The sequence below is a fragment of the Bartonella sp. WD16.2 genome (genome assembly GCF_002022505.1).
Classification (GTDB): Bacteria; Pseudomonadota; Alphaproteobacteria; order Rhizobiales; family Rhizobiaceae; genus Bartonella.
The window spans coordinates 654,927-681,810 of record NZ_CP019781.1 but is presented as its reverse complement, the minus strand read 5'-3'; the positions used below and the strand labels follow the sequence as shown (position 1 = coordinate 681,810).

The following is a 26,884-nucleotide window of genomic DNA, read 5'->3' as shown; positions in this document are numbered from 1 at the left end:
ACGATTCAATGTTTTTTGCGTATATATAATAGTTTCCATATAGTTTTATAGATATTCTATTAAAATACAAAGATATATAGATGATAGATCAGCTTCAACACTTAACAATAACATTCATTGCAAAATTTTTAGTGATAGGCATGTTAAGTACGCTAATTTGCTTACCTTTATCAAGTTTAAAAGCAAAAGAGACAACATTAAACAATTCAATCGTAGAAAGCCTTAAAATACATCTTCTAGAAGATTCTACTTTTTTATCCAAACTTCGTGAAAAAATTATATCACATACAAATGATGATTACATCCGAGAGATTGTAAAAGACTACCTCCTTAAAAACCCAGAAATTATGATTGAAATGCAGCTTGTTCTTCAAGAAAAGTTGGGGGGAATAGAGGAACAACAAGCTTTTGTTATTAAATCATTAGAAAAGGAAATTTTTCAATCTCCTCATGATGCTGTTTTTGGAAATCCAAATGGCAAAATAATATTCGTTGAATTTTTTGATTATAACTGCAATTTTTGTAAACGTTTCTACTCTAGTATGGTAAATTTAATAAAAGAGTACCCAGACTTGCGAATAATTATCAAAGATTTACCCATTTTAGGTCCTGATTCAATAGAAGCGCATACAATTGCTTATGCTTTTCGACAACAATTTCCAGAGAAATATTCCCAATTTTATAAAGAGCTTTTAACTAGTCAGAATCGTGCGAACAAAGCCAAGGCTATAAAAATAGCGGTTTCATTAGGAGCAAATGAAAAAGATTTATACAATGCAATACAAAATCCTAATCTGCAAAAGTCCTTTAAAAGAAATATTCAAATTGCTTCTACATTAAATATTAATGGTACTCCCTCTCATATTATTGGCAATAAAGTATTCATTGGAGCTGTAAGTGAAGATATTTTAAAAGAAGTAATAGAGAGCATACAATGAGACCCTTTTTTACCCCACCAAATCTATTGAGAGATGTGAAAATATATTTTCTAACTTCCTCTTTTTTGTTAACAAGCTTATAAATGTGATTTTGTCGAGTAGAATAAATTATAACTGCAAAGTGTAATGAAAATACCAAACAAAAGGTAATGAATAGCCTAGAAATATTTGAGTATAAAAATTAAGCAGCAATGATCTTTATTGATCAAGGAGTTATAAATAAAATGGCAATAAAAAGAACGGACGCGACTAAACATACCGAAATTAATATGGAGCTTATCCGCGACCTTGCTAAAATTTTGAATGATACAAATTTAACTAATATTGAGCTTGAACAAGGTGGACTTCGTATTTGTGTATCACGCCAAAACACTCCAGTTGCTCCCGAACAGACAATTTATGCGTCTATTCCTGCTCCTACTGTAACCTCTTCTTCAAACTTAACAACTACAATCCCGACAAAAGAAGAACAATCAAATAATGCAATAACATCTCCAATGGTTGGTACTGCATATCTTGCACCTGCACCCGGTGCGCAACCTTTTGTAGAAATAGGACAAAATGTTTCTGAAGGTCAAACATTGCTCATCATTGAAGCAATGAAAACAATGAATCATATTCCATCACCCCGCTCAGGTACTGTAACCGCTGTTCTTGTTAAAGATGCTCAACCAGTTGAGTTTGATGAACCACTCATTATTGTTGAATAAAGCGAGAGGTAGATATGATTCAGAAAATCCTCATTGCTAACCGAGGAGAAATCGCTCTTCGCATCCTACGGGCTTGTAAAGAGCTTGGAATCAAAACTGTAGTTATTCATTCAACTGCTGATGCTGATGCTATGCATGTTCGTCTTTCTGACGAAAGTGTTTGTATTGGCCCTCCTCCATCTCATGACTCTTATTTAAATATTCACCAAATTATTTCTGCATGTGAGATTACAGGAGCTGATGCTATTCATCCAGGATATGGTTTTCTTTCTGAAAATGCAAAATTTGCAGACATTTTAGAAGCCCATGAAATTACATTTATTGGCCCAACATCTGCGCATATTCGCATCATGGGTGATAAAATTGAAGCAAAAAAAACCGCTAAAAATCTTGGAATTCCTATTGTACCTGGTTCAGATGGAGCTGTAACTGATGAAAAAGAAGCTCTGCGTATTATTAACGAAATCGGTTACCCTGTTATTATTAAAGCTTCTGCAGGTGGTGGTGGACGCGGTATGAAAGTCGTTCGTTCTGAAAAAGAACTTTCCACTGCTTTCAACACAGCGCGTTCAGAAGCTCGCGCCGCATTTAATGATGATGCAGTTTATATCGAAAAATATTTAGAAAAACCACGTCACATTGAAATTCAAGTTATAGGTGATGGAGCTGGCAATGCTATTCATTTAGGAGAACGTGATTGTTCACTTCAACGGCGCCATCAAAAAGTATGGGAAGAAGCCTACTCACCTGCCCTTAATGAACTTGAACGAAAAAAAATTGGTTCTATTGTTGCGAATGCCTGTGCAAAACTTGGTTATCGTGGAGCAGGTACTATTGAATTTCTTTATGAAAATGGAGAGTTCTATTTTATTGAAATGAATACCCGTTTACAGGTTGAACATCCTGTAACTGAAGCAATTACAGGTATAGATTTAGTTCATGAACAAATTCATATTGCATCTGGACAAGGGCTTTCAGCCACACAAGATGATATTCGTTTTTCTGGCCATGCTATTGAATGCCGTATTAATGCTGAAAATCCAATTAACTTTACGCCATCACCAGGGCTTATCACACATTTTCATACACCTGGAGGTTTAGGGGTGCGTGTCGATTCAGGTGCTTATTCAGGTTATTATATTCCACCTTATTATGACAGCTTAATTGGAAAGCTAATTGTTCATGGGCGTACACGCTTAGAGTGTATGATGCGTTTACGCCGTGCTTTAGATGAATTTGTGGTTGATGGAATTAAAACTACGTTACCTTTATTTCGCGATCTTATCAGTAACCAAGATATTATTGATGGCAATTATAATATTCACTGGTTAGAAAAATATCTTGCTAATAAATTAGCTTGACCAAATTTGTAAACAATAGCAAGAGTGATTAGGTTTGAATAGCGCTTTATTCACTATAATAAACATTAAAAACTGTAAGAGATAAAGACATAACCAAAATTCAATTGTTTCATACTTAAAAATATGCTTTTTATAAAAATATGTATTGAAATCTGTAATTTTCTATTTGCCTTTTTGTCAGTTTGTGTTACTTCCGATACAGTAATGCCCTTATAGCTCAGTTGGTAGAGCACCTGATTTGTAATCAGGGGGTCGGGAGTTCGAGTCTCTCTGGGGGCACCATATTTTATCTATAGCATGTTGAAATATATAGATTTTTACTTAATTTTCTAATTTTTCGACCACCCTTTAAGCCACCCTTTAAAGTTTATATAATTTTATATAAATTGTTGTTATTTGCAGCTTATTTCCTTTGGAATAAATGCCAAGATTTCTTTTTTTCTCCATCTTACTGATTTACCCAGCTTATATGGTTTGGGAAATAATCCTCGTGTCACCCAATTGCGAATCGTTGTTGTCGATACGCTAAAAAGCTGAGCACATTCACGTGTCGTGACATATCTATCGCCATCATCAAATATCATCTCATTACCTTTCTTTTTTATATTAAATAAATTGGTGGGAGCGCTGGTTGGGAGGATGTAAGTAAAAGAGCGCCCCCTATGGGGTTTAAGCAGCTTGTGTAAAGATTCGGGTTTCTTGTTCTATTTCTTCTAAAAATGTTTCGACAGCTTTATTGATACGCTCAATCTGCTCATCATCACGTTGAACACGTTGAATCTTTAAACGAAAACCAATTAATTTCTTTTTGAGCAAAGGATCATAACTGACAAAATCACACCATTTTCGCCCTGTGCAAGCCATTTGAAATTGCATTTGCAAGATATATTCAGGTTTGATTTTGCCATGTCGCAAAAAAAACATATGCGTTGCCGGTTGAGGACATTTGACTTCTATGAGACCATCATCTCCAACAAGACCATCAGGACTAGCTCCTGCCATTTCAATTGTCGGGTGAGGAATAAATCCACACCGTGTGACAGTAACCAAACGTCTAAGACTGTATTTTTTAATTGCCTCATCTTCATATTTACGCCCCCATCGCATGGCTGGCGTTTCATAAGATGGTATTATTTCATCTTCTAAACGTTCTCTGATAAGTTTATTTTTGTACTCTTCATATTTACTTGTCGGTGAGCCTTTACTTGTTTTTCCGACAATGCTGTCAATGTTTGAAGCTGTAACTTTACCTAAACGAGCTTGAAACCACTCTGGTGTCCTTTGTTCCATGTCACACCCCTGGTAGATCTTGTTGAGTTGGTGTGTTTGGTTGTTTTGGTGAAGGTAAAGCTTGTTGCTCTTCTTCCATTTGGAAGCGTTGTCTTTCTTTCAAACCTTCTAAAATAATTTGTCCCGTCTCATGAGATATTTCTGTAAGGCTTGCGACTTCTGCAAAAGAGAGTACTTTTTCTTCTTCTGTTTTTGTTTGTTTCATTAATTCTTTGATTTGCGCAAGTAAATCATGAGATATTCTCTCATCTTGGGGATTGTGATTAACCTCATTGATAAAAGCCTCATTAATACAATCGACCTCGTCTTCGTCATAGATATCATCAAAACCGAAGGCAAGACGTGCGCATTGTGTAATGGCCTTATAACATAACATGCGAGAAGAAGATTTTCGCCAATGTTCTGTATCGCGTCTACATTCTTCTAAAAATTCGGTAAATTTTATAGGGTATTTCTTGCTTTTCAAATATATAATACATTGAGCAGCATGCAGTTTTCCGTTGTTATCGTGTTGATAGATAATATCTATTCCATCATAATCATCCTGTGAACGTATAAGCTTGTACCATCCCTTAATACCAACAACTGCTTCAATGCCCCCTCCTCTTTTAGGAACAGCATATATTTCTTTTCTCAAGGGATTTAATTTATACCCATCAGCAAGATAAATAAAATCTTCAAAATCTTCCTTAGAAATATTGAAATTGATACAATTTTTTATGATTTTTTTGCGAAACTCTTGTTCTGATAAATTATATTTCTGCGCCACTTTTTCTACGATAGAAGTTGTCATTATCTTTATCCTTAATGCAGAGTCTGTTTTTGGAGTTCCACACTTAGGCGTGTTAATCCTTTTGGTGTAATTTTTGCATTAGAAACACTCATTTCCCTTCCGCCGGCTATTTGGATAGTTTTGGATACACAATCCATTAGTCCTTCATTGATTTTACTCTGATAAGGTAACAAAGGTCCTTTTTGAGTACGACGATAAGCCCAACGATGATTAAGCAAATAACTCGTTAAATCTTTTGTGAGTAAGCCTAACATTTTTGCTGTATCACTTACACAATGCAGACCATCAGATCGTTCTAAACGTTCAAGTGCTTCTGCCTTTGGGGTTAATTCAGCAATGATATAATCCTTACGTTCATTTTCATTTTTTAAATGCGTAAAAACACCTAACATGACCCGGGGATTAGAATAGTCAATTTGAGAGGGTATTACTTGTTTTGCTTTCCGTTCACACTCAATGAAATATTGACGAGCTTGCTTACCTTTCTCATTCCGTTCGACCATGGCTAGTTCTTTCGCCATGTCTAAGGTAAGGTAATATTCTTTTAATACCACATTTTGACGTTCGCCAATTTTGGCGAGCGTTAAAACATAATCTTTTCCTTCCTCAAATTCGTATTTTTTTATACGATCTTTGATCCAATTTGTGAAATCACGACCTACTTCCAAAAATGTATACAATTCACGTGCATTGACTGTCTGAACAGTTTCCTGATTAATTGTATTGTTCTGAATAGCGATAAGCGCTTCCATTGCAGACCTCATATTGTTGGGATTGATTTTTCAGATGTGTTGGGAAGAAAATGTTATTTCTCTATCAGGCGTATAATCGCAGAAAGCGTTGATAGACTAGGTCTCTTTCAATCTTTGCAAGTTTTAATGCCATCTTTATGGTAAGGTAGTATTCCTTTTTTGAATGATCATCTTTTGAACCTTCAGTAAGCACTGAATAGAAATCCTCTTCTTCCTTAAAATTACATTCTTGGATGCGTTGAGTAATCCAATCATTAAAATTGGTTTTTATCTTCAAAAACTCATGTAATTTACGAGCATTCACCGTTCCCATAATTACTTGATCAAGTGTATTATTTTGATGAGTAGTAGAAGCTTCCATTATAACCCCCTCCGATAATTCATATTTAAAACATCGCAAGGACGTAAACGGTGCTGCTCTTCATAAGTACCGTAGACTTTATCAGCATATTCCCGATCTTTTGTATCTTCTAAAAGATCATTGTATGCATCACTCTCAATTATAAAAAGATCCGGGTTAGACTCTAAAAAACAATAGCGGCCTTCGTCTAAGTATTTTTGCACATAAAGCTCAGCAACCTCTTCAGAAATATCATCATAACGGTCTGAATGAAGATCAATGCGGAGGATGCTTACAACATCGCCTACACCGTTAATAATGTTCATGATTTCAGTTTCATCAATTGGCCCTGATGAAGAAAGGTGATGACCATCATCACACACAACTAACAGAATCTCATGATCAGCTACAGAAACCTGTTTATTCATCTTCCATCCCCTCTCATTCGTGTTGGTAAATGTTTATTTGTAGTGTATACAAAATAAGTACATTATGTACCAAATATAGTCAAGTACATTTTGTACTTATTTTATAAAAATAATAAAAAAGGGGAAATAATCTGTGTTTTTTTATCTCTATAAGAATCACTTTATTATATAGAGTGTCAAAAATGCTCAGGCTTGTTGTTAGGAATCAACAAAACGCAGCCGCGATTCCACTGATAGCATTTAATTTTAAGTAGATGAAAGATGATTATAGTATTACATTTCAAGAATAGTACGCCGTACACGACCTATTATTGAGATAGCACCTTCGAGTTTTGGAGCATTTATTGTTTTATCATATGAGGCGGGTTGAAAAGGAGGATTATCATTTGGCCTATATCGTTTATATGTTGCCTTTCCAGTTTCATCTGCAATGACATAACAAGCATTTGGTACAAGTTTCTTATCTCGCATATTTACAAATATTATAGAATCTGGAGGACTAATTTTATTCATGGACGAACCATCCACGCGCAAAGCAATCCACTCACCCGCTGGAAGATTGACAGCTTCGATCATAGAACAATCCAAAAAATCCGTTATACCGTCTTGCTCACTTAATTCTCCAGCACTAACCCACGAAATTAAAGGAACGCTCTCACTGAGGCTAGGATTATCTTGAGAAGACTTGCCATACAAAATCCATCCAGGATCTACATTAAATACCTCTCCATATCGTCCAGCCATTTGACGCGAGATAGCGCGATTTCCATTTTCATTACTAATTAATGTATTAACATTGAGACTTGGTATAGCACGTGCGGCTTCGCTCGGTGTTAAATACCCGGCGCGCTCACGTGCCATTTTAAGTCTATCTTTTGGTAAAAGAATCATTTGTACATTATCCACTATTTTTTCTGTTCAATGTGTACGATTTTATCTTGATTTTAAATTGTACGTAATGTACTGTTGTTGCTATGGTTAATAATTTTTCTGTTAAAAATTTAATTGAGTTCTGGGGATCTATACGCCAATTCGCAGAAGAAGTTGGATGTAGTTATGAAGCCGCGCGTAAAATGCGCGATCGTAATAGTATTTCTCCAAAATATTGGAACATAATTATTCAATTGTCTCAATCCAAAGGGTTATCTTGGGTTACAATAAATTGGTTTCTTCATACATATGAGAACAAATCTCGTAAAATCTACTTTCCAATGACAAAACACCATAAAGATGCTGTTTATTCCGCGAAAAATCTTACTGTACCAAATGGATCACAGTTAACAACATCTGCGTTTTTGGAAAGTTCCACAGATAATGAGCATCAACAGAATAATTCGTCCTATCAAAGAGAAGAAAGATTATGAAAGCAAAGGAAATGTTAAAAGAAATTTATACACGATTTTACAGATTGGTAAATCGTAATAAGAGAATTGAGAATGCAAGTATATTAATAGAAGAATACACAGGGATAATACCGCCTGAGGACAGTACAGATGATGAGCTTGAGAAACAATATTCTATTCAAGAAAGTATTCGCTTACTCAAAGAAAATGTCCCTTCATTAAAAGAGATGTTGCATAAGTCAAAAGTTGAAAGTTGTCTGAAACGCTATGAAGAAACCCTTGAAGAAGAAGGTCAATTGATTCAGGAAGAGCAAACTACACTTGAAAATCTGTCTAATCTAATTGAGCAAAAAAATAAGGCGTTACAGAAGCAAAAGAAAAAACTGGCTTTAAAGGTAAAGTTGTTTGATATTCTCAGTCAAAGCAATGCTAAAACTGACGTAAAAGAACCAGTTCAATCAGTCGATATTTTACCACCAATAAAAGTTATTCCTTTTGAACAAAAGGAATGTGTTCAAGCGTAACCTCGTACTCCATTAAACGTGGCCATCTCATTAGTTTAGTGTTCAAAGTTCTTAAGAAGGCTACTTTTTAAAACATTTTTTCAATCGAGTTACTCGCTAGACGCTCTGTCATAGCGTGCATAACCGTATATTGCCTAAACTTAAGGTGGATGAGATGAGTATATCAAAGAAATACGAGCTTACAGAAGAAAGTAAGGAAGTTCATATATTAAGATTTGGAAGGAAGTATATCCACACTCTTTATCGAATTAGAGCATTAAGAAACTTTGGTAATGTTAAAGCTGGTGACCTTGGTGGTTTTATAGAAAAAGAAGACAATCTTTCTCACTATGGCGATTGTTGGGTTGGGGGTTATGCTGAGGTGTATGACAATGCTTGGATGCATGGTGATGCTTTGGTTTCCGGCTGTGCTGAGGTGTATGATAATGCCCGTGTTTACGGTGATGCTTTGATTTCCGGCAATGCAGATGTTTTCGGTAATGCACAGGTTCATGGTGATGCGCAAGTATATGATAATGCCTTAGTTTATGATGACGCACATATTTATGACAATGCGCGGGTTCATGGTAAAGCACACGTTTGCTGCCGTGGAGAAGTTTGTGGTGAAGCAGAAGTTGCTGGCGATGCTTTGGTTTTGGGCGGTGAAAAAGTCTGTTCTGGTAAGCATTTTGGTGATGCAGAGGTTGATGCGAGTACCTGCACTGAACGTGATGTAAAAGCAGCATGTAAGGATGATGCTCATAAGTCACGTGTTGATCTTATCCCCCCATCAGCGTTGTTTGCCATTGGACATGTTCTTGCGGTTGGAGCAAGAAAGTATGGTGCCAATAATTGGCGTAATGGGATGAATTGGAGTCGGTTGCACGGTGCAGCTTTACGTCACTTGTTGGCATGGTTTGACGGAGAAGATAAAGATCCTGAAAGCGGTTTATCTCATTTAGCACATGCGGCTTGTTGCCTTCTTTTCTTGATGGATTACGACATCCAACAGATAGGGTGTGATGATCGCCCACAGATAGGGCAATAAATGTCATGAGCTTTCATTCACAAACCATTCTTTGTCTTGATCTAGGTACGAAAACAGGTTGGGCAATTTCTTCTGAAGATGGCACGATAGCCAGTGGAACAGTGCATTTTCCTACACGTCGATTTGAAGGCGGTGGGATGAGGTATTTGAGATTTAAGCGATGGCTTACAGAAACCAAAGCGATACTAGGGCACATTGATGCCGTGTATTTTGAAGAAGTGCGCTGTCACATTGGTACAGATGCTGCTCATGTTTATGGGGGCTTGTTAGCAACCTTAACCACTTGGTGTGAATGCTATCAGATTCCTTATGACGGCATTCCTATTGCTACGATTAAGAAAGCAATGACAGGCAAAGGTAATGCCCCCAAAACAGAAATGATTAAGGCTGTACGTGCAAAAGGACATGAGCCTGAAGATGATAATGAAGCAGATGCTTTGGCAATTTTATATTTAATGAAAGAGAGGGAAAACAGTGATGGCAACTAAATCACCCTGGGTAAAATTTTATCCTAGTCAATTTTTAAAAGAGCTTGAGGGTTTCAAACCAGCAGAAACCGCTGTTTACACAACATTGGTGTTGCTCATGATTGATAAAGGCGCTCCTATTTTTAACAATGCTTCTCAATTAACAAATTTGTGCGGCTGTTCAGTGCAAACGTTTCGAAAGATATTAGAAGCTTTAATCCGTTGTGGTCGTATCATTCGTTTAGAAGATGGACGTTTATGGCATACCTCATCAGCATTTGATCTTGATACCAACAGTGAAACTTCAAACACTGTAAGACAGAATGAGAAAAGAGAGGGGGAAAGCTATGTCAGCTAAATTGCCCTGGATAAGATTCTATTTGTATGACTGGAACAACGGTACAGATGGAATGACACCAGAACAAAGAGGAATTTATGTTACGCTTCTTATTCGCATGTATGACAAAAAGTCACCTGTGAAAGAAGATTTCAAAACGCTTGCACGTGTATGCAATTGCACTCAAAAAAAGTTCACAACTGTTGTCGATTATTTAATAAAAAATGACAAGTTAATCCAAACAGATGAAGGATTATGGAATCTTCGTGTAGAAGAAGAGCTTAAAGATTTTACTGATAGACAAGAGCATATATCGCAAGTGCGCAGTGAAGCTGGGAAAAAAGGTGCACAAGCAAAAATGCTTAAAAAACAATTTGCTAATGATTTTGTTGAAGCAAACGATAAGCAAAATAATAATTTGCTTCAAGCAAAATTTAAGCAAAACGATTTTTTGCTTCAAGCAAACGATAAGCAAAATCAAGCTATAAAGAATCAGAATCAGATATATAAAAAAACTAACACTATCGTGTTATCAAAAAAGAAAATGCTTCAGAAGATTTAGCAACTGAAGTTTCGGTTCAGAGTGAAACAACCGATGATGCTATTGAGCAGCAGTTGGATCACGATACACCCTCATCAGAAAACCAATCACCCGTTTCACAGCAAAAAAGCACTGAAAAGAAAACCAAGCGGTCTAGGGATGGACGAGAGAGTGGCATTCCTGAGGATTTCAAACCTAACTTGAAATACGCAATCGACAAGGGCTTAACGCATGAAGAGGCGTTATCAGAGTTTGAGAGATTTAAAAACTACTGGCTAGCAAGACCAAGAAAATGTGCAGAAATCAAGGATTGGCAGCGGACATGGTACAACTGGGTTACTTCCGATTATGGAATTTTAGCTAAGAAAAAAGCAAAACTGGAAAAGGAAAAACAAAATGGTAGGTATGGAAATTATCCTCAGCGACAAAAAAGTTTCAGCGAACGTCTTGCAGAAAGTTTCGAAAGTTCCAGAGATGATTTCTCATCTGGAAATGCTTATGAAGAGGATCAGTTCGGGGTATCCATTGATCTTCAAGAGTGGGAGCGAATTGACGAAACAGGAGGAGATGACAGCATTAGAAGTTTACAACAGTCTGCAGAGATTGCTCAGTGTGAAAGCTTCGGATGAGCAGATTAAGAAAGCAGCTTTCTTGCTTTCGAGTTTGAGAGTCCCAGCTAACACAGATCCCAATGTAGTTTCCTCATCCTACAAGCTCACACTCAAGGATGTTTCAGCATACGCTCTTGCACAAGCCGTTGAAAATATTCTCACCGGTCAGGTTGAAGGGATGTCAAAGGTATTCATGCCCACATGTGCAGAACTTTCTTCCTACTGTCAGGAGATAGAAAGCGAGGTGCTTTGCAAAGCTTGGTATGTGCATAGAGCGATTGAAAATACTCGCAAGAAGGCACTGAAACAACAGGAGAGAGGAGGAAATGTCATTCCCCTCACAAGAACGGCTTCATGAGTTTTAGAACAGCAAAGTAGAGAGAAATGGTGATCACTTTTGGATTAGATATGCGTTTAAATCAACAGAAACGTACCTTAGAGAGAGATTTGAAAGTTTTTTGATGAATTCCACATTGGGAACATAAAACGCTCTGTATGAAGCTAATTTGAGAAAAAAGTCGTGAGGGATCATGAAAATGTTTTCATCACGTTTTTTTCTAATATTGAGGGGTTGAAAGAGATGGTTTGTAGTTATTCTCCATTAAGGTATCCGGGCGGCAAGACTGCACTCTATGGAAAAATCAAAGAAATCTTTGAGACAAATGGATTAAACGGATGTTCTTATCGTGAACCTTTTGCTGGTGGTGGCGGATTGGCTCTAAAACTTCTTTTAAATGGTGATGTGAAAGATATTTACATTAATGATATTGACCCGTTTATTTGGAGTTTTTGGCATTGCGTTTTGTACAAGACAGAAGAATTAATAGAAAAAATTAACACGACAACCATTAACTTAGAAGAATGGTACAGACAAAAGGAAATTTCTCCTGAAAATGCAGATGTACTTGCCGTAGGATTTGCTGCCCTTTTTTTGAATCGAACAAACAGATCAGGAATTATTAAAAATGCTGGCCCCATTGGAGGAAAAAAGCAAGCTGGGAATTACAAAATAGATTGTAGATTCAATAAAGAAAATTTAATTGGCCGAATTAGAAATATAAGCGCAAAAAAAGATAGGATATACTTAACACAGTTAGATGCACAGGAGTTTTTACTACGTCATGGAAGAAAAGATAAAGATGAAAACATTTGCCTTTATATAGATCCCCCATATTTTAAAAAGGGAAAAGGATTGTACACTGCATTTTATAAAACTAAAGATCATCATTATTTAGAAAATACTATTTCTAAACATGTGAATACTCTTTGGTTAATTACTTATGACAATGTAGAAGAAGTTAAACTCTTGTACAGTCAATATCCTAAAATAGAATTTAATATACGGTATTCTCTGCAAAATAAGAGAAAAGCTCAAGAGCTGATGATTTTCTCACCTAAAATCAAAATTCCACAATCACTAGAACAGAATACAACATCACTTTGCAACGCTGCTTAACTGTTTTCATAAACAAAATTTAAACTTTCAAGGTTGTACTAAAATCAGGATAATAACTATGAAATTTATAAAATATCTTTTCTGTGAAACCCCTCCGAAACCAATGAAAAAACATTTTTTGGGCACTGCTCATGGTTATGAGCGTTATGAGCCATTAGTTTATCATGATTCATGGATGGAACAATCGGTTGAGTGTTTTTATAACCTTTATGAGTACGAAAATGGAAGACGAATATTTGAAAGGTTTCCAGGGCGTGTTTATGACTATGATAAAACTCCAGATAATGCGGACTTTAGTATGATAGCGCAAATAAGAGCTTGGATTAACGGGAGTGATCTTCCTAAAACTGAAAATACTGGGAAGAATCTAGAAAGCGTCTGAATATGTTTAAAATAATTGGAACTGTAGCGATATACATCATAGGATTTGCAGTATTACAGTTTTTGCAGATAGAAAAAAGCATCGAATTTATTCAAGCTGTTTTAATGTTTTCATCTCTCGCCATTTTAGTCACCATGATTTTCATGGCATTCTTCTTTAGATCTCGAGTGTCTTCAGAATTTCATCACAGTCCTGAACATCAACATAAAACAACAACAGATTTGAATATTGTAACAGTTTATTTGCGCAAATATTTGTATAGTTTTTTGAATATAGTCTTTATAGCACTTTTGTTGTTACTTTTCCCAACTAATCTCAGACAAGACATTGTTTTACCTTTTGATTCAAAATGGGAATTTTATTTTTATTGGGATGTTTTGTTATGGTACTTTTTTCTAATTTTTGTGTGCACTATTTGCCTTCAAATGCGTGGTTTCATAAACAGTCTTGTACATTTGTTTAACTTAAATGCTGTCTGCTCTCCTTTGGAGTAAAGGGCTTTGAAGAACTTAACGCCCTCAAATTTGAGGCGGTTAGTTTGATGGGCACTTATTTAGACAAATATTCACTGACCTCAAAATTGAGATGAGTGATTTTGCAGATTGGATTACTGAACGTATTGAACAGTATTTTTAAAATGAAAACAAAAACTTTATAACTGCGGTAAATTTTTACCGGGGTGGAGAAATAAAAAACTACTACCTTACTTACCTAACTATTTACATGCAGTAATGTATTTTTACCTATTGACAAAATCACGGAAGCATTTATATATGCGAATTAGGTGCTTCAAAAACACCTTAAAACATGTAGCGGATTGGTTGCCGAAATAATCAGTCTTCCGTACATATTAAAGACTTTGACTCATTGTATGCATATGGCGTATAGTGGTCTTGTCGGGTGTAGTTATGCGATACAATACCCTTTATGGGGAAAGCATGACGACGGACTACATGCCGTGTTTTTGAGCACCCGGCGCTCTTTTTTGAGTGTCAATCAAAAACGCTAATTACATGTAGGTGAAAAAATATGAACACTCTCATAACAATATCAGAACAAACTGTTGGACAGGAAACTGTTCAAACAGTCAATGCACGTGAGTTGTGTGCTTTTTTAGAGGTAGGAAAAGATTTTTCTACTTGGATTAAAGATCGTATTACCAAGTATAATTTTGTAGAAAACCAGGATTATATAGTTTTCCCCAATTTTGGGGAAAACCTCCAAGGAGGCCGTCCTTCTAAAGATTACGCTATTACTTTAGACATGGCGAAAGAACTTGCCATGGTTGAACGTAATGAAAAGGGTAAACAAGCCCGTCAGTATTTTATCGAATGCGAACGAAAAGCAAAACAGCCTTTAGACCTGGTAAGTGCTTTGCAGAATCCTCTCACAATTAGACAACTGCTTTTGGAGAGCATCACACAATTGGAGGATTTAAGAACTGAGGTTAAAACACTTAAACCAAAAGCAGAAGCACTTGAAAGTTTAAAACGCTCTGATGGTCTGTTTGCTTTATATGAAGCTGCAAAGATGTTAGATGTACGTCCCACAGATTTTACTAAGCACTTACAGTTTCATAAGTGGGCTTATCGTAATTTTCCGGGTGGACCCATGTTACCTTATCAGGATAAAATTAGAAAAGGACTGATGGATTGTGTAATCCACACCATTCAAAAATCAGATGGAACAAAAATGAGCGTTTCCAGTGCAAAAATCACAGTCAAAGGATTGGCATGCCTAAGAGAACAATTTCATGGAGGTGTGCAATGAGTAACAGTATCGATTTTTTATGTGATTTATGGATATCCTTGCTTCAGTTTGAAAGTTATGAAAATGGTGATGAAGAGGATTGTATCGCTCTAGTTCAGACTATGGATACAATAGAAAAAGCTTTAATTGCAAAGCTTCAAAAAGAAACTCCAGATACTCTCAAGATACTGGCAGTTCTTACAGGTTTTGGCGATTCAGAACTTCCCCGAACATTGGATCCTTTGTTGAAAGCTTATAGTCCATGTTCGGATGGAGTATCTTATCAGCTATAAAATAAACCACACTCCCCTTCCCATCTTTAAAGGTGGGGAGAGGATCTTTAAGCTTTTTCTAAAGATGTGTGTTCTTCATTTTGAGTGGGTATTAGGCTAATTTGTAAATTTAAAGCGCTCAAAACATTAAGGAAGGTTGAGAGTTTAGGATCACCTTTGTCACTTAAAGAGCGATAAAGAGATTCTCTTGACAACCCAGCGTTTTTAGCAATTTTACTCATTCCTTGGTTTTTTGCTATTATCCCAAGAACATGTGCAAGATACTGACTATTTTTACTTTCAAGAGCATCTTGTAAAAGAATTTGTTGAGTTTCAGGAGTTTTAAAATACTCACTTGTATCAAATTTAGTGACTTCCATGTTTGAGTTCCTTTACTATTCGTAGAGCTTTTTCGATATCCTTTTGTTGGGTAGATTTATCACCGCCATTAAGGAGTAGAATAATTTCTTGCCCTTGTTTTATAAAATAAACCCGATAGCCAGGGCCATGATTTATTTTTAATTCTCCAATGCCATGGAAGAATTTTACATTGCCAAGAAGCCCCGTTTCTATTCTCGCTATCCGTGTCACAATGTGTGCTTGCGCAATCTCATCTTTTAAAGAATCTAGCCATTTTATAAAATATTTTGTTTTGTACACTGTAAACATATGTAACTTATAAGATACAGTTATTACAGTGTCAAACACAATCTTTTGTTCCAATGATAGCAAATTTTCTTAATTATCAAATATGTTTTATATTAAATTTCCACTGAGGTAGTTTGGAGAGCGCGAGTGCAATTTGCCCTCTGTGACACATGCATACATTTGCTTCAAAACAAGTAATTGCAATGCGTTTTTTATCTAAGAACAGCTGATATAATTTATCTATTGCAAGATGATTATCTTTAAGAGTTGTATTGTTATAGTCTTGAAAAAGACGCTCATAATCTTTTTGCGTTTTCAAATCTTGACGCTTTTCAGAAATAATACCCAGCTCTGGAATATGCCTATATTCAATACCCAATGCATTTACAATTTTAGATAATTGCGTTTTGGAAAACCCATATTTCCGACTTAGCGGGTTTTTTCGAACATCACATAAAGTTTTGATATTATTTTTGATAAGACGATTGAGATAATTTTCAAAAGACTTCCCCTCATACCCAATGGTGAAGAAACAAAAGGTTTCATCCTTTGGTCGAAATGCATTGATTTTTTCTAAATCCTTTTTCTCCATAATATTATTTGCTATACAGCTATTGATAGCAACATATGGATAGTTTTTGTAAACATACCGAATAAGTTCATTACCTTTAAGTTTGCTAAATTTTTCAACAAATGAAGAAATTTTCTTTTGTATAGCAAATTCAATATCAGCACTATAATCATTCTTTATTGATGTAAGCTGCCAATCATTTTTGTTGGCAAGCATGCCTAATTCTATAAGCTTGTGTTTATCAGCATGAGATTGAAAAGAGAAACAACCATATTTGTAAGGTACAAACTCATAACTTTGTTTTTCTTCGTATTGTGTAAATAAAAATAAATATTTTTGAAAATCTATACTTGAAAGACGTCCTCCAAATTCTTGAAGCAAGGCTAACAATAGTTTTTGCCGTTTGAATAAGGTTTTGCCTTTTACTGTCTTCATAATGTTATTTCTGTATCTGATTGACGTAGATGAATTTGAAAAAAACACTCAAATTTCAACAAGTGCGCTGGTTTATGATTTGCTTAAAAGCAAACAAATGAAATTATAGCACAAAAAAACATTTACGCACGGATAAAATAACCAATAAACTGTTTATTTTCAGTTATTTATGCTGTTTTTTCTTTGGAAAAATGCACTATGTTGTGCTATAATAAAAGCAGCTTTTCATATCCGTATTTCATTTCAATTATTTTCCTTAGAAAAGATAAAAAACATGCTTAATAAAGTAACTTTAATCGGCTATCTTGGTGCCAATCCTGAAAGTAGAACAATGGCATCTGGTGCAGAGGTAGTGAATTTTCGTATAGCCACATCTCAGAGCTATACAGATAAAAAAACAGGTGAAAAGGTAGATAAAACAGAATGGCATTCTGTCGTTGTTTTTAATCCGCATCTTGCAAAGGTTGCGCTTCAGTATCTGAGTAAAGGTTCCAAGGTTTATGTTGAAGGTCAATTACAGACACGTAAATGGCAAGATAAAAGCGGGCAAACACGTTACACAACAGAAATTGTCTTGCCGCAATATAGGGGTGAATTAAAGATCCTTGATAGTGCTCAAAAGTCTGATCCTGACATGGCTATTCAAGAGCAAGCAACGACATGGGAGAATAGTAGGCAGGAGCAATATTTAGAAACAACTTTGAATGATAGAATCCCGTTTTAATTAGAAGATTTGCTTACGAAAAAATGAGGAAAGTCTAAAATGACTATTCAGTATGTTGTTACAAAACAAGAGATAGATTCGTTAAAAAGTTACGCAATGTATATTCGGCATTTTAATACGGCCATAGGTATTTTGTTAGGGACGTTCATAACTTTAGTCTTGGGGCTAATATGTGATGAAACCTATTTAGAAGTGAAAGTAATAGTTTGTTGTACAATGTTTGTTTTCCTTATGTGGTTCTTTTTATTGAAGTTGGAGACGCAGTCCAAGATAGAGAAAGTTTGGGAATGCATTAAAAAAGACGTGTGATGGAATAAATGAAAAAACGTAAGAAACGGGGAAGACCTAGAATAGAAGGTCAAATAAGAGAACCCAATGGACGTATTTCACGTGCAAAAACACCTGATAAGTCTTCATATCAACAGACACTTGAAATGCGTGCCAAGCGTTATGGGATAAGTATTCAAGATGCGAAAAACCCGATTATGGGCACTTATGTAGGGCGGTTATATTTATTGGAAAAAAAGATTAATCAAGATCAGTATGATGCGTCACAGCAGTATATTCAGGTGCTAAACAATTATCGGTGTGCGAAACAATTGCCGGGTGCGGTTTATGATGGAATCACTACTAATCACGATCAAGAAAGTCTTGAAAAATGGATTGAAGTAGCAACTGATCGCTATAAAGCGATGCAAGAGGTTATCAGAGAAACACAGGAATTATATCGTCAATATAATCTTCATGCTGCGTTGCAGTATATCGTTATAGAAGATCAACAACTGCCATATCTTGTCAGTTCTCTACGCATGGCTCTCAATGCTCTTCAGAAATATTGTCCGGAAAAGAAAAAAACTTCGTAAGCTTTAAGCTTCAATGTGGTTTTCAAATAATATGGATAGTTGGAACTTTACTAACATCTGTCTCATGTTCAGCATGCCAAGCATCATAAGCTGCTTGCATACGCAACCAGACAGCAGCACCATCCCCAAATAATTTACCTAGACGAGCTGAAACGGAAGGAGAAACTGGTTTTTTTGTTTTCAAAATATCATAAAGATGTTGGCGCGATATCCCAAGCATTTGTGCAATTTCTAATTTTGTTTTGCCAGTTGCCGGAATAATTTCTGCCAATAAATCGCCTGGATGAGAAGGACAGCGGTTTCTTTTGCATTGTACAGGAATATCATTCATAATTTTACTCCTAGTGATATTGTTCAAGATTAACACGATAAGCATTGCATGAGTCAAATTCAAATGTGATGCACCACGGTCCATTCACATGTACAGTGTAACGAGTGGGGTGAAATCCAATCAAAGCATGAAAATTAAATCCTGGAAGATTCATGTCTTCGGGTTTTTCAGCAACATCTAAACGGTCAAGACGAACAATGATCCGTTTAAAAAGTCTTTTGTCAATTTTGGATGAACTTCCCATTTCAAATAATTCAGCCAATGTCTTGCTTTTAAACGTCTTAATCATGCTATTTTTATAGTATAAAAGAGCAGCTATGTCAACAAATAGCTTACACTTTTAAAATAATAAAATAAAATCGTTATTTTTTAGTTGACTTTGCTAAAAGAATGGTATTTAATGACAATACGGCTTTAGTCGTATTATGCTCAAAATTCATTATTTGTGTAAGTTCTTCTTGTTGTTAATGTTTCTGAAAGCCCCGTGAAATCGGGGTTTTTTGTTAAACAACTCAAATTTAGTCACTCCTATTTATTGACATACATTTATTGACCTCACTTCTCTTTCCTCCTGAGAGTGAGGTTTTTTTTATATCTCAATTTCTCCAAAGGAATAACCCATGGAAAAAGTACAAGTAGTCATCACAAGACCTATGTGTGTTCTTGGTGATAACAAAGCCACCGTTCGTTTTGAGCCTTCCACAAAAAGTAATCCATTCGTTGAGGTTTCTTATCAGGTTTACTGTCGTCTTAAACGCGCTGGTGCTGCCAAAGTTTATCAAGAATGGAAAGCACAAACCGTTAATGAAAAACCAGAGCCTAATGAACAAGAGGTTTCTGTAAATGTAGATACGCAAGAGGTTACACAGGTCGTTGAAGAAGTTGAACAAACTGTTGATGAAAAACTAGAGCTTGGTAAGCAAGAAGTTTCTATACAAGAGTCTCATGAGCAAGAGGTCTCTGTAGATGTAGATACGCAAGATACTGAACAGACTACTGAAGAAGTTGAACAAACACCTATAAAATCTGACAAACAGTCTCCAAAAGCAAAAACTTCTAAATCCACAACGCGTGCGACAAAGAAAGCTTAAACTGTGAAATCAAATAGCCATGCAAAGCAAGTTGAACGCTTTGCTGAGACTGCTCAAAATTATATCACGCGCTTAACAAGCATTTTAGCAGAGCCAGATACTGAAGTTAGGCAGGCCTTTGACAGTTTTTTAGCAAAATTACGTGATGATTTAAATAACACGACCACAGAAGGCGATGCGATTGAGATGCTTGCACAACATATTATCACGCTTCCTGTGTTTAAAGTGTTGTTTGAAGAATACCAGTTTACTCGTGAAAATCCTGTGTCACGTGCTATACAGCGTGTACTTGACGCGCTTAAAGAAGCTAACTTTGAGCAAGAGTCTAAAGATCTTGAAAAATTTTACGATAGTGTAAAATTACGGGCCTGTGGACTTACCGATCCACAAGAAAAGCAAAAATTGATTTTAGAGATTTATGAAAAGTTTTTCCGTTATGCATTTCCACTCACTGCTCAAAAACTAGGTATTGTCTACACTCCCATTGAAGTTGTCGATTTTATTATTCATTCAGTAAATGAAGTATTACAAACTGAATTTGGCAAAACACTTGGTTCACCTGGTGTTAAGATTATGGACCCGTTTACGGGAACGGGAATTTTTATCACACGACTTTTACAATCTGGACTGATTAAAAAAGAGGAGATGGAATATAAGTTCCGTCATGAGATTTATGCCAATGAAATAGTACCGTTAGCATACTATATCGCGGGCATTAATATTGAAGCCACATACCATAGCATTATGGGTGGAGATTATGTGCCATTTGAGGGGCTTTGTTTAACCGATACATTCCAGCTTTATGAGCGACAGCAGGAAAAAGACCTGCTTACCCCTTAGAATTGTTTCAACGGGTAATTACTGTAAGTCTAGAAACAATGAAAATTGTTCGTCATCTTCCAAAATTGGAAATGAGAGAAATTGAAGATACTCAAAAAACTATACACTAAAAAGGATTAGGTTTTGGGGTTAAAGATCCATGCCAAGTGGTATCTGCAACAGGCAGAAAATACTTTTACGAGTCTTCAAGCCCCACGTCTTCATTGGGCATTACGTAATGCTATTAACACCACAGCAAAGCAAGTTGAACGTTTTGCAGAAAAGAAAGTGGCAGAGGATGCTTCAATTCCAACAAAGCGCGTTAAGAAAGGTGTCTACATTAGCGGCAAAGCTACAGCTAAATTTCTTGAAGCAGATATCATTGGTTCAGCTTCACTATTGCCTCTTAAAATTTTTAAGGCAAGGGAAACGAAACGTGGCGTGATTTATAAAATCTTTGGCAAAAAAGAGGTTATGCCCCATGGTTTTATCCGAGGTGGGAAATTTCCAGAGCGTGTCAATTTAAAAATGGGAGGACATGTCTTTATGAGAACCTCTGGAGATAAATTCCCCATTGCAAAACAAGACGGCACCTCGATTGCTTATGTCATGTCTAAACCAAAGGTCTCAAGTTCTATTGAACACCACGCACGTGAGAGACTAACCAAAAACATCCAGAGCCAAATTGCTCGACAAGAATATATGGTCAATCAAAAGGCCCCACGCCCTTAAACTATACCAATTATATAAAAGCATATGATGATGATTTTAATGTTTCAAACCAAATTATCGGAAGAAAAGTTTTTAAAAGGTACTTTCCAGTGGGGTAGGTGTGTTGCGGGGCAATCAAGCGCGACATATCGCTAGCGACAGAATTTTTAAATAACTGTACATTGTACACATAACCTATTGATAAATAAAAATTATCATACACTACCATTCCTTCAATGATGAGGTAGTTTCTAAACCATAATATTCAATCACGGTAAAATATGAATAAAAAGAATAGAGAAGGATTGTCAGCTCGAGCGTTTGCAAAGAAGATGGGCGTTTATCCTAATGCGGTTATTGCCCGTTTTAAGACGGGGAAGTTTGATGAAGCGCTTTATGATGACGGTTCTATCAATGAAAAATTAGCAACAGCTTTATGGAATGAGAATCCCACCAAGCAAGCCTATATTGTAGGCGATGATGGAAAGCCTCGCACAAAGACAAAGCAGGATTCTATAGAAGGGGCTAATGAACACAAGATAAAACTCCAGAGAATGCAAATTGCACTTGAAAGTGAAACGATTGATCTTGAGCAGAAAAAAGAAACAACACTTGACCGTGAAGAAGTAAGGAGAGGAGCACGTAATTTTGGAAGAGCTTATCGTGATATCATGCTGCATTTTCCTCATCGTTACGGTGCGCGTATTGCAGCAAAGGTTGAGTGTAATGCCGCAAGTCTGATTGGTGCCATTGATCACTATATCCGAGAAGCTTTACAGGAAATCATAAAAGTTCCCGTTCCTTTCCATGATCAAGACCCTCCCGATCATAAGGAAGAGAAGAATGACTGATACAGGAGAAGGTTTTTTTTATTTTCATGCCAGTCAAGCGTGTCAACCAGATCCTCCCTACACAGTTTCACAATGGGCAGATAAAAACCGTTATTTAAGTACAGTAGCCAGTGCTGAACCTGGATTATGGAGGACCAAACGTACCCCTTATTTACGGGAAATCATGGACAATCTTTCCTCTTACGTCCCAATTGAAAAAACAGTGGTGATGAAAGGTGCACAGATTGGTATGTCAGAGGCTGGCTTGAACTTTTGTGGTTATGCTATTCACCATAGTCCTGGTCCTGTTCTTTATGTGATGCCTACAGTTGAGATGGCAAAGAAAGTATCTAAGACCCGTCTTGACCCTATGATTAAGGCCAGCCCTGCATTAAGCGAACGTATCTCTCCTGCCCGCGCTAGGGATAGTGGGAATACAATGTTTTCGAAAGAATTTGATGGTGGGGTATTAATGCTTACAGGAGCCAATAGTGCTGCTGGCTTGCGATCAATGCCTATTCGTTATTTGGTTCTTGATGAAGTTGATGGCTATCCATTGAATGTTGATGGAGAAGGAGATCCTGTCAATCTTGCTGAAGCACGTACCGCAACTTTTATTCAACGAAAGATTTTTAAATTATCAACACCAACTCATCGTGACACAAGTCGTATAGCTAAAGATTTTGTCCTAGGAGATCAGAGATATTACAATATTCCTTGTGATGGATGTGGTACACTTCAACCCATTGTCTGGTCACAAATTAAATGGCCCAAAGGGGCTCCTGAACAGGCTGTATTTGTTTGTGCACATTGTGGTCATGAGCATGCTGAGCACCGTAAGGAAGATTTATTATCTGAAGAAAGGGGTGCTTGTTGGATACCAACAAAAGAGCCAATTAGACCTCGTTTGCGCTCTTACCATATCTCAGCACTCTATTCACCTTGGATGACATGGGGAGAGTGTGCTCTCAAATTTTTAGAAGCTAAAAATGATCCTGCACTTTTACAGACTTTTGTTAACATCATTCTAGGTGAACCATGGGAAGATAAATCAGGAGAAGTCATTGATCCAGATAGCTTGTATGCCCAACGTGAAGATTATCCTCTTGCCCCTGCCAAAGCAGTCCTCCTCACAGCAGGCGTTGACGTACAAAATGATCGCTTAGAACTTGAAGTTGTAGGTTGGGGACGTGGTGAAGAAAGTTGGAACATTGATTATCAAGTCTTCCCTGGTGATCCCTCTTCTCTAGACGTTTGGGATCAATTGGATGAGTATCTTCAAAAACGATGGCCCCATCCTGGTTTCAAAGACGGAATAGAAATAGCAGCAGCTTGTATTGATACAGGGGGTAACCATACACAAGCCGTTTACAATTATGTACGTCCTCGTGAAGGTAGACGTATCTGGGGCATTAAAGGACATGCAGGATCACGCCCTGTATGGCCACGTCGCCCCAGTAAAAACAACAAAGGACAGATTAATTTATATATCGTTGGTGTTGATTCAGCAAAAGATACCATCACAAGGCGCTTTAAAAAATCAGGTCCTGAAGCATCAGGAGCTGGTGCAACGCACTTTCATAAAAACCTTGATAGAGAATATTTTGAGCAACTCACTGCTGAAAAAAAGGTCATCAAATATTTCAAAGGTCATCAGCGGATAGAATGGCATAAAAGTGAAACAGCAAGAAACGAGGCTCTCGATTGTAGGGTTTATGCTTATGCTGCCTTACAGGGTCTGATTTTAGCAGGTCTCAATCTTAATAAAGAAGTCGACATCTTAGAAGAGCGTTTGAAAAACATTGAAACTTCTTCAACCACAGTACCAAAAAGACTGAGACCAGAACCTGAAAAAAAACAAACCGTAATAAAAAGAAACCCTTATATGCAACGAGGTTGGGGATGGTAATCCATGTATGAGAAATCAAAGCAAATAAACTGGAAATATGAAAGACTTGCACAGCTTAAAAAACGACGAGAACAACTGGAAAATGCACTTTATTCAGGTGCGCAATCTGTGCGCCACGGCGATAAGCAAGTCAATCATCGTTCGACTGAAGATATACGCAAAGCCCTTACAATGTTGACTGAGGAAATAGCCCTTCTTGAAGGATACAAGCCTTCATATGTTTATTATCTTAACGCATCACGAGGCTATTAATGGCAAATTCTCTTATGCATCAAGTCAATCATAACCCGCATTTTGAAGCAGCAAGCCGTAGCCGTCGATTGAGTGGATTTGATCCTGTCAAAAAACATATCAATAAAGCCGTTGAAGAATGTGGTGATACAATCGTCGCTCGTTCAAGATGGCTCTATGACAATGAATGCCTTTACGGATCTGCAGCGGATGAATGGGTTTCAGCAGCAGTGAGTGATGGGATTAAGCCTTATCCTAAAATTGAAGGGTTTCAAGAAGAAAAGAAAAAGCTTCTTGATCTTTGGTGGCAATGGGTCGATGAGGCTGATTATGATGAAGATGCTAGCTTTTATGGCCTCCAAGAAATGATTGCTCGTGAGGTTTTTTTAACCGGTGAGTGTTTTGTAAGACTACATTATATCGATTTTTATGAGCGCTCACGTGTCCCGCTTCAATTGCAGATTTACCCCACAGAAATGCTGGACTTGACTTATAACGGACCAGCAGACATTAAAGGCAACACCATTCGTATGGGAATTGAATTTAATGCAAAGGGCAAACGTGTTGCTTATCATTTTTGGAAGCGTCACCCTTACGATGATCATCAGGTAACTCAGGTATTTACAGATCAAGAGCGCGTTAGAATCCCTGCTGAAATGGTTATTCATATCAAAGAACCTCGCATTGCAAAACAACTGCGTGGGTGCCCTAAAGCCACGCGTTGTATGACGAAACTCTTTCAGCTTGAATGCTATGACGATGCAGAAATTGAAAGAAAAAGAACAGCCGCTCTTTTTGCTGTCTTTATCACAGGATCAAATCCTGGTGATATGGTAGCACCAGGCAATCATGATGAAAACAAATCCGCAACATCCTCACAGGCACCACCAGATCTGCCCATAACAGAACCTGGTGCAACACTTTATATGGGAGAGAATAGAGATATTAAATTCTCCAACCCTGTGGAAGTTGGAGGCTCTTATGAAGCCTTTCAATATCGCAATACTTTAAAAATTGCATCAGCTTTAGGCATACCTTATTCTGTTCTTACAGGTGATGTCACACGAGGGAACTTTTCTAATGTGCGCACATCTATTATTCAATTTAGACGTCAGGTTAAAAAATGGCGTGAACACATCATCGCCTTTCAGTTCAATCGCGTTGTCTGGGAACGCTTTGTTCAATTGGCTGTGCTTGCTGGGTGTGTTGAATTACCAGGATGGGAAGAAAATCCCTTAGCATGGACCCAATGTGAAAGCTTTGCAGCCCCTCTTGAGATGATTGATCCCAATAGAGATATTGCAGCTGAGAAAGAAGAAATCCGAGCAGGTTTAAAAACACGACGCATGGCACTTGCTGAGCGTGGTTTTGATATTGATACCATTAATGCAGAATTGGCAGAAGAGCAAAAATGCGCGCAGGCACTTGGATTATCATTCGACACAGATGGTGACAATCCTTCTACTGGTTTGAGTGACGCTGACGAACCTGATGAAAGTGATCTCAACAAAGAGGCGCATGAAGATGAAGAATAATATTGATATGCCCTTTTTGGTTTCACGACTTTTTAATGTACCGCATATGCTTGTCCCTACAAAGTTTGATGTCATTCTCAATGCTATGACACCACGCCTTTTTAAGGGAGATAAATTTCCCCCTGGAGCATTTTCTCAAGAGGATCCTATCTTGCAAACTCCCCCAGAGACTTATGTGGTTAAAAATCATGTGGCTATTCTTCCGGTTCATGGCACGCTTGTACGTCGTGGTGCATGGCTTAGTGCTGCGTCAGGATTAACCTCTTACAATGGTTTGCAGGCCTCTTTTCAAGAAGCCATTGAGCAACCTGATGTTCGTGCAATTCTATTGGATATTGATAGTGGTGGTGGTGAAGCAGGTGGTGTTTTTGATTTGGTTGATGCGTTTCGTGCGCTTTCACAACAATACAATAAACCCATTTGGGCACATGCCAATGAAATGGCCTGTTCAGCAGCTTACGCCATTGCTTGTGCAGCTTCTCAAATCTGGGTTGCACGCACGGGAATTGTTGGGTCAATTGGGGTTGTATGTGCTCACCTTGATCAGTCTCGTGCTGATGAAATGGACGGATATAAATGGACTTTTGTCTATGAAGGGGATCACAAAGTTCACGGAAATCCTCATGAACCATTGGCTGATAAAGCCCTTGAAAAAATGCAAGCAGATTGTGCGCTTCTGTATGACATGTTTGTCGATTTAGTTGCACAAAACAGACCTACGAGTGCTCAAGCGATCCGAGACACGAAAGCAGAGACATTTATAGGCACCCAGGCTGTAGAGCTTGGGTTAGCAGATGCGCAAGGCACATTTGCACAAGCTTTGGAAGCTCTAACCGCTTCCATTCAATAACTCTGAATATGAAAT

The 26,884-nt window shown here is 37.2% G+C and carries 36 protein-coding genes, 1 tRNA gene and 2 pseudogenes; 27 read left to right on the top strand and 12 right to left on the bottom strand.

The window, feature by feature from the left end:
- The first annotated feature begins 80 nt into the window (after positions 1–80).
- From BWD162_RS02755 to BWD162_RS02740, 4 genes are all read left to right on the top strand, one after another.
- Positions 81–938 carry a DsbA family protein gene (locus BWD162_RS02755; RefSeq protein ID WP_078705336.1) on the top strand — a complete coding sequence of 286 codons (858 nt, stop codon included), beginning with the start codon at positions 81–83 and terminating at the stop codon, positions 936–938.
- A gap of 224 nt (positions 939–1,162) precedes the next feature.
- Positions 1,163–1,648, top strand: a complete 486-nt coding sequence (gene accB, locus BWD162_RS02750; protein ID WP_078705335.1) for an acetyl-CoA carboxylase biotin carboxyl carrier protein — start codon at positions 1,163–1,165, stop codon at positions 1,646–1,648.
- Between the two features lie 14 nt (positions 1,649–1,662).
- On the top strand, positions 1,663–3,009 hold the full coding sequence (gene accC / locus BWD162_RS02745; protein WP_078705334.1) for an acetyl-CoA carboxylase biotin carboxylase subunit: 1,347 nt from the start codon (positions 1,663–1,665) through the stop codon (positions 3,007–3,009).
- Positions 3,010–3,215: 206 nt separating this feature from the next.
- A tRNA-Thr gene (locus BWD162_RS02740) sits at positions 3,216–3,291 on the top strand.
- A gap of 110 nt (positions 3,292–3,401) precedes the next feature.
- Here BWD162_RS02740 and BWD162_RS02735 read toward each other — a convergent pair.
- From BWD162_RS02735 to BWD162_RS02705, 7 genes are all read right to left on the bottom strand, one after another.
- The gene (locus BWD162_RS02735; RefSeq protein WP_078663298.1) at positions 3,402–3,593 is read right to left on the bottom strand and encodes a helix-turn-helix transcriptional regulator; all 192 of its coding nucleotides are present in this window, start codon (positions 3,591–3,593) and stop codon (positions 3,402–3,404) included.
- 85 nt (positions 3,594–3,678) lie between these two features.
- The gene (locus tag BWD162_RS02730; RefSeq protein ID WP_078705333.1) at positions 3,679–4,299 is read right to left on the bottom strand and encodes a lambda exonuclease family protein; all 621 of its coding nucleotides are present in this window, start codon (positions 4,297–4,299) and stop codon (positions 3,679–3,681) included.
- 1 nt (position 4,300) lies between these two features.
- Positions 4,301–5,092, bottom strand: a complete 792-nt coding sequence (locus BWD162_RS02725) for a recombinase RecT (RefSeq protein WP_078705332.1) — start codon at positions 5,090–5,092, stop codon at positions 4,301–4,303.
- Between the two features lie 11 nt (positions 5,093–5,103).
- Positions 5,104–5,844 carry an antA/AntB antirepressor family protein gene (locus tag BWD162_RS02720; protein ID WP_078705331.1) on the bottom strand — a complete coding sequence of 247 codons (741 nt, stop codon included), beginning with the start codon at positions 5,842–5,844 and terminating at the stop codon, positions 5,104–5,106.
- Between the two features lie 64 nt (positions 5,845–5,908).
- The gene (locus BWD162_RS02715; protein WP_078705330.1) at positions 5,909–6,205 is read right to left on the bottom strand and encodes an antA/AntB antirepressor family protein; all 297 of its coding nucleotides are present in this window, start codon (positions 6,203–6,205) and stop codon (positions 5,909–5,911) included.
- A complete protein-coding gene (locus BWD162_RS02710; protein ID WP_078705329.1) occupies positions 6,205–6,612 on the bottom strand; it encodes a hypothetical protein in 408 nt (135 codons plus the stop codon). The genes BWD162_RS02715 and BWD162_RS02710 overlap by 1 nt, the downstream gene beginning before the upstream one ends.
- Positions 6,613–6,885: 273 nt before the next feature.
- Positions 6,886–7,503 carry a LexA family transcriptional regulator gene (locus tag BWD162_RS02705; protein ID WP_010704151.1) on the bottom strand — a complete coding sequence of 206 codons (618 nt, stop codon included), beginning with the start codon at positions 7,501–7,503 and terminating at the stop codon, positions 6,886–6,888.
- A gap of 83 nt (positions 7,504–7,586) precedes the next feature.
- On the opposite strand from BWD162_RS02705, the gene BWD162_RS02700 reads away from it, so the two are divergent.
- From BWD162_RS02700 to BWD162_RS02640, 13 genes are all read left to right on the top strand, one after another.
- Complete coding sequence (locus BWD162_RS02700; protein WP_078705328.1) at positions 7,587–7,976, top strand: hypothetical protein; 390 nt, start codon at positions 7,587–7,589, stop codon at positions 7,974–7,976.
- The gene (locus BWD162_RS02695; RefSeq protein WP_078705327.1) at positions 7,973–8,479 is read left to right on the top strand and encodes a hypothetical protein; all 507 of its coding nucleotides are present in this window, start codon (positions 7,973–7,975) and stop codon (positions 8,477–8,479) included. Before BWD162_RS02700 ends, BWD162_RS02695 begins: the two co-directional genes overlap by 4 nt.
- 154 nt (positions 8,480–8,633) lie before the next feature.
- A complete protein-coding gene (locus tag BWD162_RS08055) occupies positions 8,634–9,506 on the top strand; it encodes a dATP/dGTP diphosphohydrolase domain-containing protein (protein ID WP_078705326.1) in 873 nt (290 codons plus the stop codon).
- Between the two features lie 5 nt (positions 9,507–9,511).
- Positions 9,512–9,994 carry a crossover junction endodeoxyribonuclease RuvC gene (locus BWD162_RS02685; RefSeq protein WP_078705325.1) on the top strand — a complete coding sequence of 161 codons (483 nt, stop codon included), beginning with the start codon at positions 9,512–9,514 and terminating at the stop codon, positions 9,992–9,994.
- Entirely contained in the window at positions 9,984–10,331 is a 348-nt protein-coding gene (locus tag BWD162_RS02680) for a DUF1376 domain-containing protein (protein WP_078663288.1), read from the top strand. Before BWD162_RS02685 ends, BWD162_RS02680 begins: the two co-directional genes overlap by 11 nt.
- Entirely contained in the window at positions 10,321–10,872 is a 552-nt protein-coding gene (locus BWD162_RS02675; RefSeq protein WP_078705324.1) for a YdaU family protein, read from the top strand. The genes BWD162_RS02680 and BWD162_RS02675 overlap by 11 nt, the downstream gene beginning before the upstream one ends.
- Positions 10,873–10,925: 53 nt before the next feature.
- A complete protein-coding gene (locus BWD162_RS02670) occupies positions 10,926–11,480 on the top strand; it encodes a hypothetical protein (protein ID WP_078705323.1) in 555 nt (184 codons plus the stop codon).
- Positions 11,464–11,820, top strand: a complete 357-nt coding sequence (locus BWD162_RS02665) for a hypothetical protein (RefSeq protein ID WP_078705322.1) — start codon at positions 11,464–11,466, stop codon at positions 11,818–11,820. Before BWD162_RS02670 ends, BWD162_RS02665 begins: the two co-directional genes overlap by 17 nt.
- Before the next feature lie 222 nt (positions 11,821–12,042).
- Positions 12,043–12,918 carry a DNA adenine methylase gene (locus tag BWD162_RS02660; protein WP_078705321.1) on the top strand — a complete coding sequence of 292 codons (876 nt, stop codon included), beginning with the start codon at positions 12,043–12,045 and terminating at the stop codon, positions 12,916–12,918.
- 58 nt (positions 12,919–12,976) lie between these two features.
- Positions 12,977–13,300: a hypothetical protein gene (locus BWD162_RS02655; RefSeq protein ID WP_078705320.1), complete on the top strand. Its 324-nt coding sequence runs from the start codon at positions 12,977–12,979 to the stop codon at positions 13,298–13,300.
- A 2-nt stretch (positions 13,301–13,302) separates the two neighbouring features.
- Positions 13,303–13,794, top strand: a complete 492-nt coding sequence (locus tag BWD162_RS07775; RefSeq protein ID WP_078705319.1) for a hypothetical protein — start codon at positions 13,303–13,305, stop codon at positions 13,792–13,794.
- Between the two features lie 535 nt (positions 13,795–14,329).
- Positions 14,330–15,070 (top strand): antA/AntB antirepressor family protein, encoded by a 741-nt coding sequence (locus BWD162_RS02645; RefSeq protein ID WP_078705318.1) that lies wholly within the window; start codon positions 14,330–14,332, stop codon positions 15,068–15,070.
- Positions 15,067–15,342 carry a hypothetical protein gene (locus BWD162_RS02640; protein ID WP_078705317.1) on the top strand — a complete coding sequence of 92 codons (276 nt, stop codon included), beginning with the start codon at positions 15,067–15,069 and terminating at the stop codon, positions 15,340–15,342. The genes BWD162_RS02645 and BWD162_RS02640 overlap by 4 nt, the downstream gene beginning before the upstream one ends.
- A gap of 47 nt (positions 15,343–15,389) precedes the next feature.
- Here the strand turns inward: BWD162_RS02640 and BWD162_RS02635 are convergent, their stop codons facing one another.
- From BWD162_RS02635 to BWD162_RS07875, 3 genes are all read right to left on the bottom strand, one after another.
- Positions 15,390–15,701, bottom strand: coding sequence for an addiction module antidote protein (locus BWD162_RS02635; RefSeq protein WP_078705316.1), 312 nt, complete (start codon positions 15,699–15,701; stop codon positions 15,390–15,392).
- Positions 15,688–15,990 (bottom strand): type II toxin-antitoxin system RelE/ParE family toxin, encoded by a 303-nt coding sequence (locus BWD162_RS02630; protein ID WP_078706123.1) that lies wholly within the window; start codon positions 15,988–15,990, stop codon positions 15,688–15,690. Before BWD162_RS02630 ends, BWD162_RS02635 begins: the two co-directional genes overlap by 14 nt.
- A gap of 76 nt (positions 15,991–16,066) precedes the next feature.
- On the bottom strand, positions 16,067–16,975 hold the full coding sequence (locus BWD162_RS07875) for a DUF488 domain-containing protein (RefSeq protein ID WP_078705315.1): 909 nt from the start codon (positions 16,973–16,975) through the stop codon (positions 16,067–16,069).
- A gap of 274 nt (positions 16,976–17,249) precedes the next feature.
- Between BWD162_RS07875 and ssb the strand changes: the two genes are divergently transcribed.
- Together ssb and BWD162_RS02610 are read left to right on the top strand one after the other, a co-directional pair.
- Positions 17,250–17,699 carry a single-stranded DNA-binding protein gene (gene ssb, locus BWD162_RS02620; protein WP_078706122.1) on the top strand — a complete coding sequence of 150 codons (450 nt, stop codon included), beginning with the start codon at positions 17,250–17,252 and terminating at the stop codon, positions 17,697–17,699.
- 317 nt (positions 17,700–18,016) lie between these two features.
- Positions 18,017–18,562 carry a hypothetical protein gene (locus BWD162_RS02610; protein ID WP_078705313.1) on the top strand — a complete coding sequence of 182 codons (546 nt, stop codon included), beginning with the start codon at positions 18,017–18,019 and terminating at the stop codon, positions 18,560–18,562.
- A 22-nt stretch (positions 18,563–18,584) separates the two neighbouring features.
- On the opposite strand, the gene BWD162_RS02605 is transcribed toward BWD162_RS02610, so the two are convergent.
- Complete coding sequence (locus BWD162_RS02605) at positions 18,585–18,893, bottom strand: HigA family addiction module antitoxin (RefSeq protein WP_078705312.1); 309 nt, start codon at positions 18,891–18,893, stop codon at positions 18,585–18,587.
- Positions 18,894–18,903: 10 nt separating this feature from the next.
- Entirely contained in the window at positions 18,904–19,182 is a 279-nt protein-coding gene (locus BWD162_RS02600) for a type II toxin-antitoxin system RelE/ParE family toxin (RefSeq protein ID WP_078705311.1), read from the bottom strand.
- Between the two features lie 331 nt (positions 19,183–19,513).
- Between BWD162_RS02600 and BWD162_RS02595 the strand changes: the two genes are divergently transcribed.
- From BWD162_RS02595 to BWD162_RS02560, 8 genes and pseudogenes are all read left to right on the top strand, one after another.
- Complete coding sequence (locus BWD162_RS02595; RefSeq protein WP_078705310.1) at positions 19,514–19,984, top strand: hypothetical protein; 471 nt, start codon at positions 19,514–19,516, stop codon at positions 19,982–19,984.
- A 42-nt stretch (positions 19,985–20,026) separates the two neighbouring features.
- Positions 20,027–20,818 (top strand): annotated as a pseudogene (locus tag BWD162_RS02590) (N-6 DNA methylase); the annotation flags it as partial.
- A gap of 129 nt (positions 20,819–20,947) precedes the next feature.
- A complete protein-coding gene (locus BWD162_RS02585) occupies positions 20,948–21,535 on the top strand; it encodes a hypothetical protein (RefSeq protein WP_078705309.1) in 588 nt (195 codons plus the stop codon).
- A gap of 260 nt (positions 21,536–21,795) precedes the next feature.
- Positions 21,796–22,365 (top strand): hypothetical protein, encoded by a 570-nt coding sequence (locus BWD162_RS02580; RefSeq protein WP_078663258.1) that lies wholly within the window; start codon positions 21,796–21,798, stop codon positions 22,363–22,365.
- Positions 22,358–24,253 carry a phage terminase large subunit family protein gene (locus tag BWD162_RS02575; protein ID WP_078705308.1) on the top strand — a complete coding sequence of 632 codons (1,896 nt, stop codon included), beginning with the start codon at positions 22,358–22,360 and terminating at the stop codon, positions 24,251–24,253. Before BWD162_RS02580 ends, BWD162_RS02575 begins: the two co-directional genes overlap by 8 nt.
- Positions 24,254–24,256: 3 nt before the next feature.
- On the top strand, positions 24,257–24,505 hold the full coding sequence (locus BWD162_RS02570) for a phage head-tail joining protein (RefSeq protein WP_078663260.1): 249 nt from the start codon (positions 24,257–24,259) through the stop codon (positions 24,503–24,505).
- Positions 24,505–26,019 carry a phage portal protein gene (locus BWD162_RS02565; protein WP_078705307.1) on the top strand — a complete coding sequence of 505 codons (1,515 nt, stop codon included), beginning with the start codon at positions 24,505–24,507 and terminating at the stop codon, positions 26,017–26,019. The genes BWD162_RS02570 and BWD162_RS02565 overlap by 1 nt, the downstream gene beginning before the upstream one ends.
- A pseudogene (locus BWD162_RS02560) lies at positions 26,009–26,863 on the top strand (S49 family peptidase); the annotation flags it as partial. The gene BWD162_RS02565 and the pseudogene BWD162_RS02560, both read left to right, overlap by 11 nt.
- Positions 26,864–26,884: the final 21 nt, after the last annotated feature.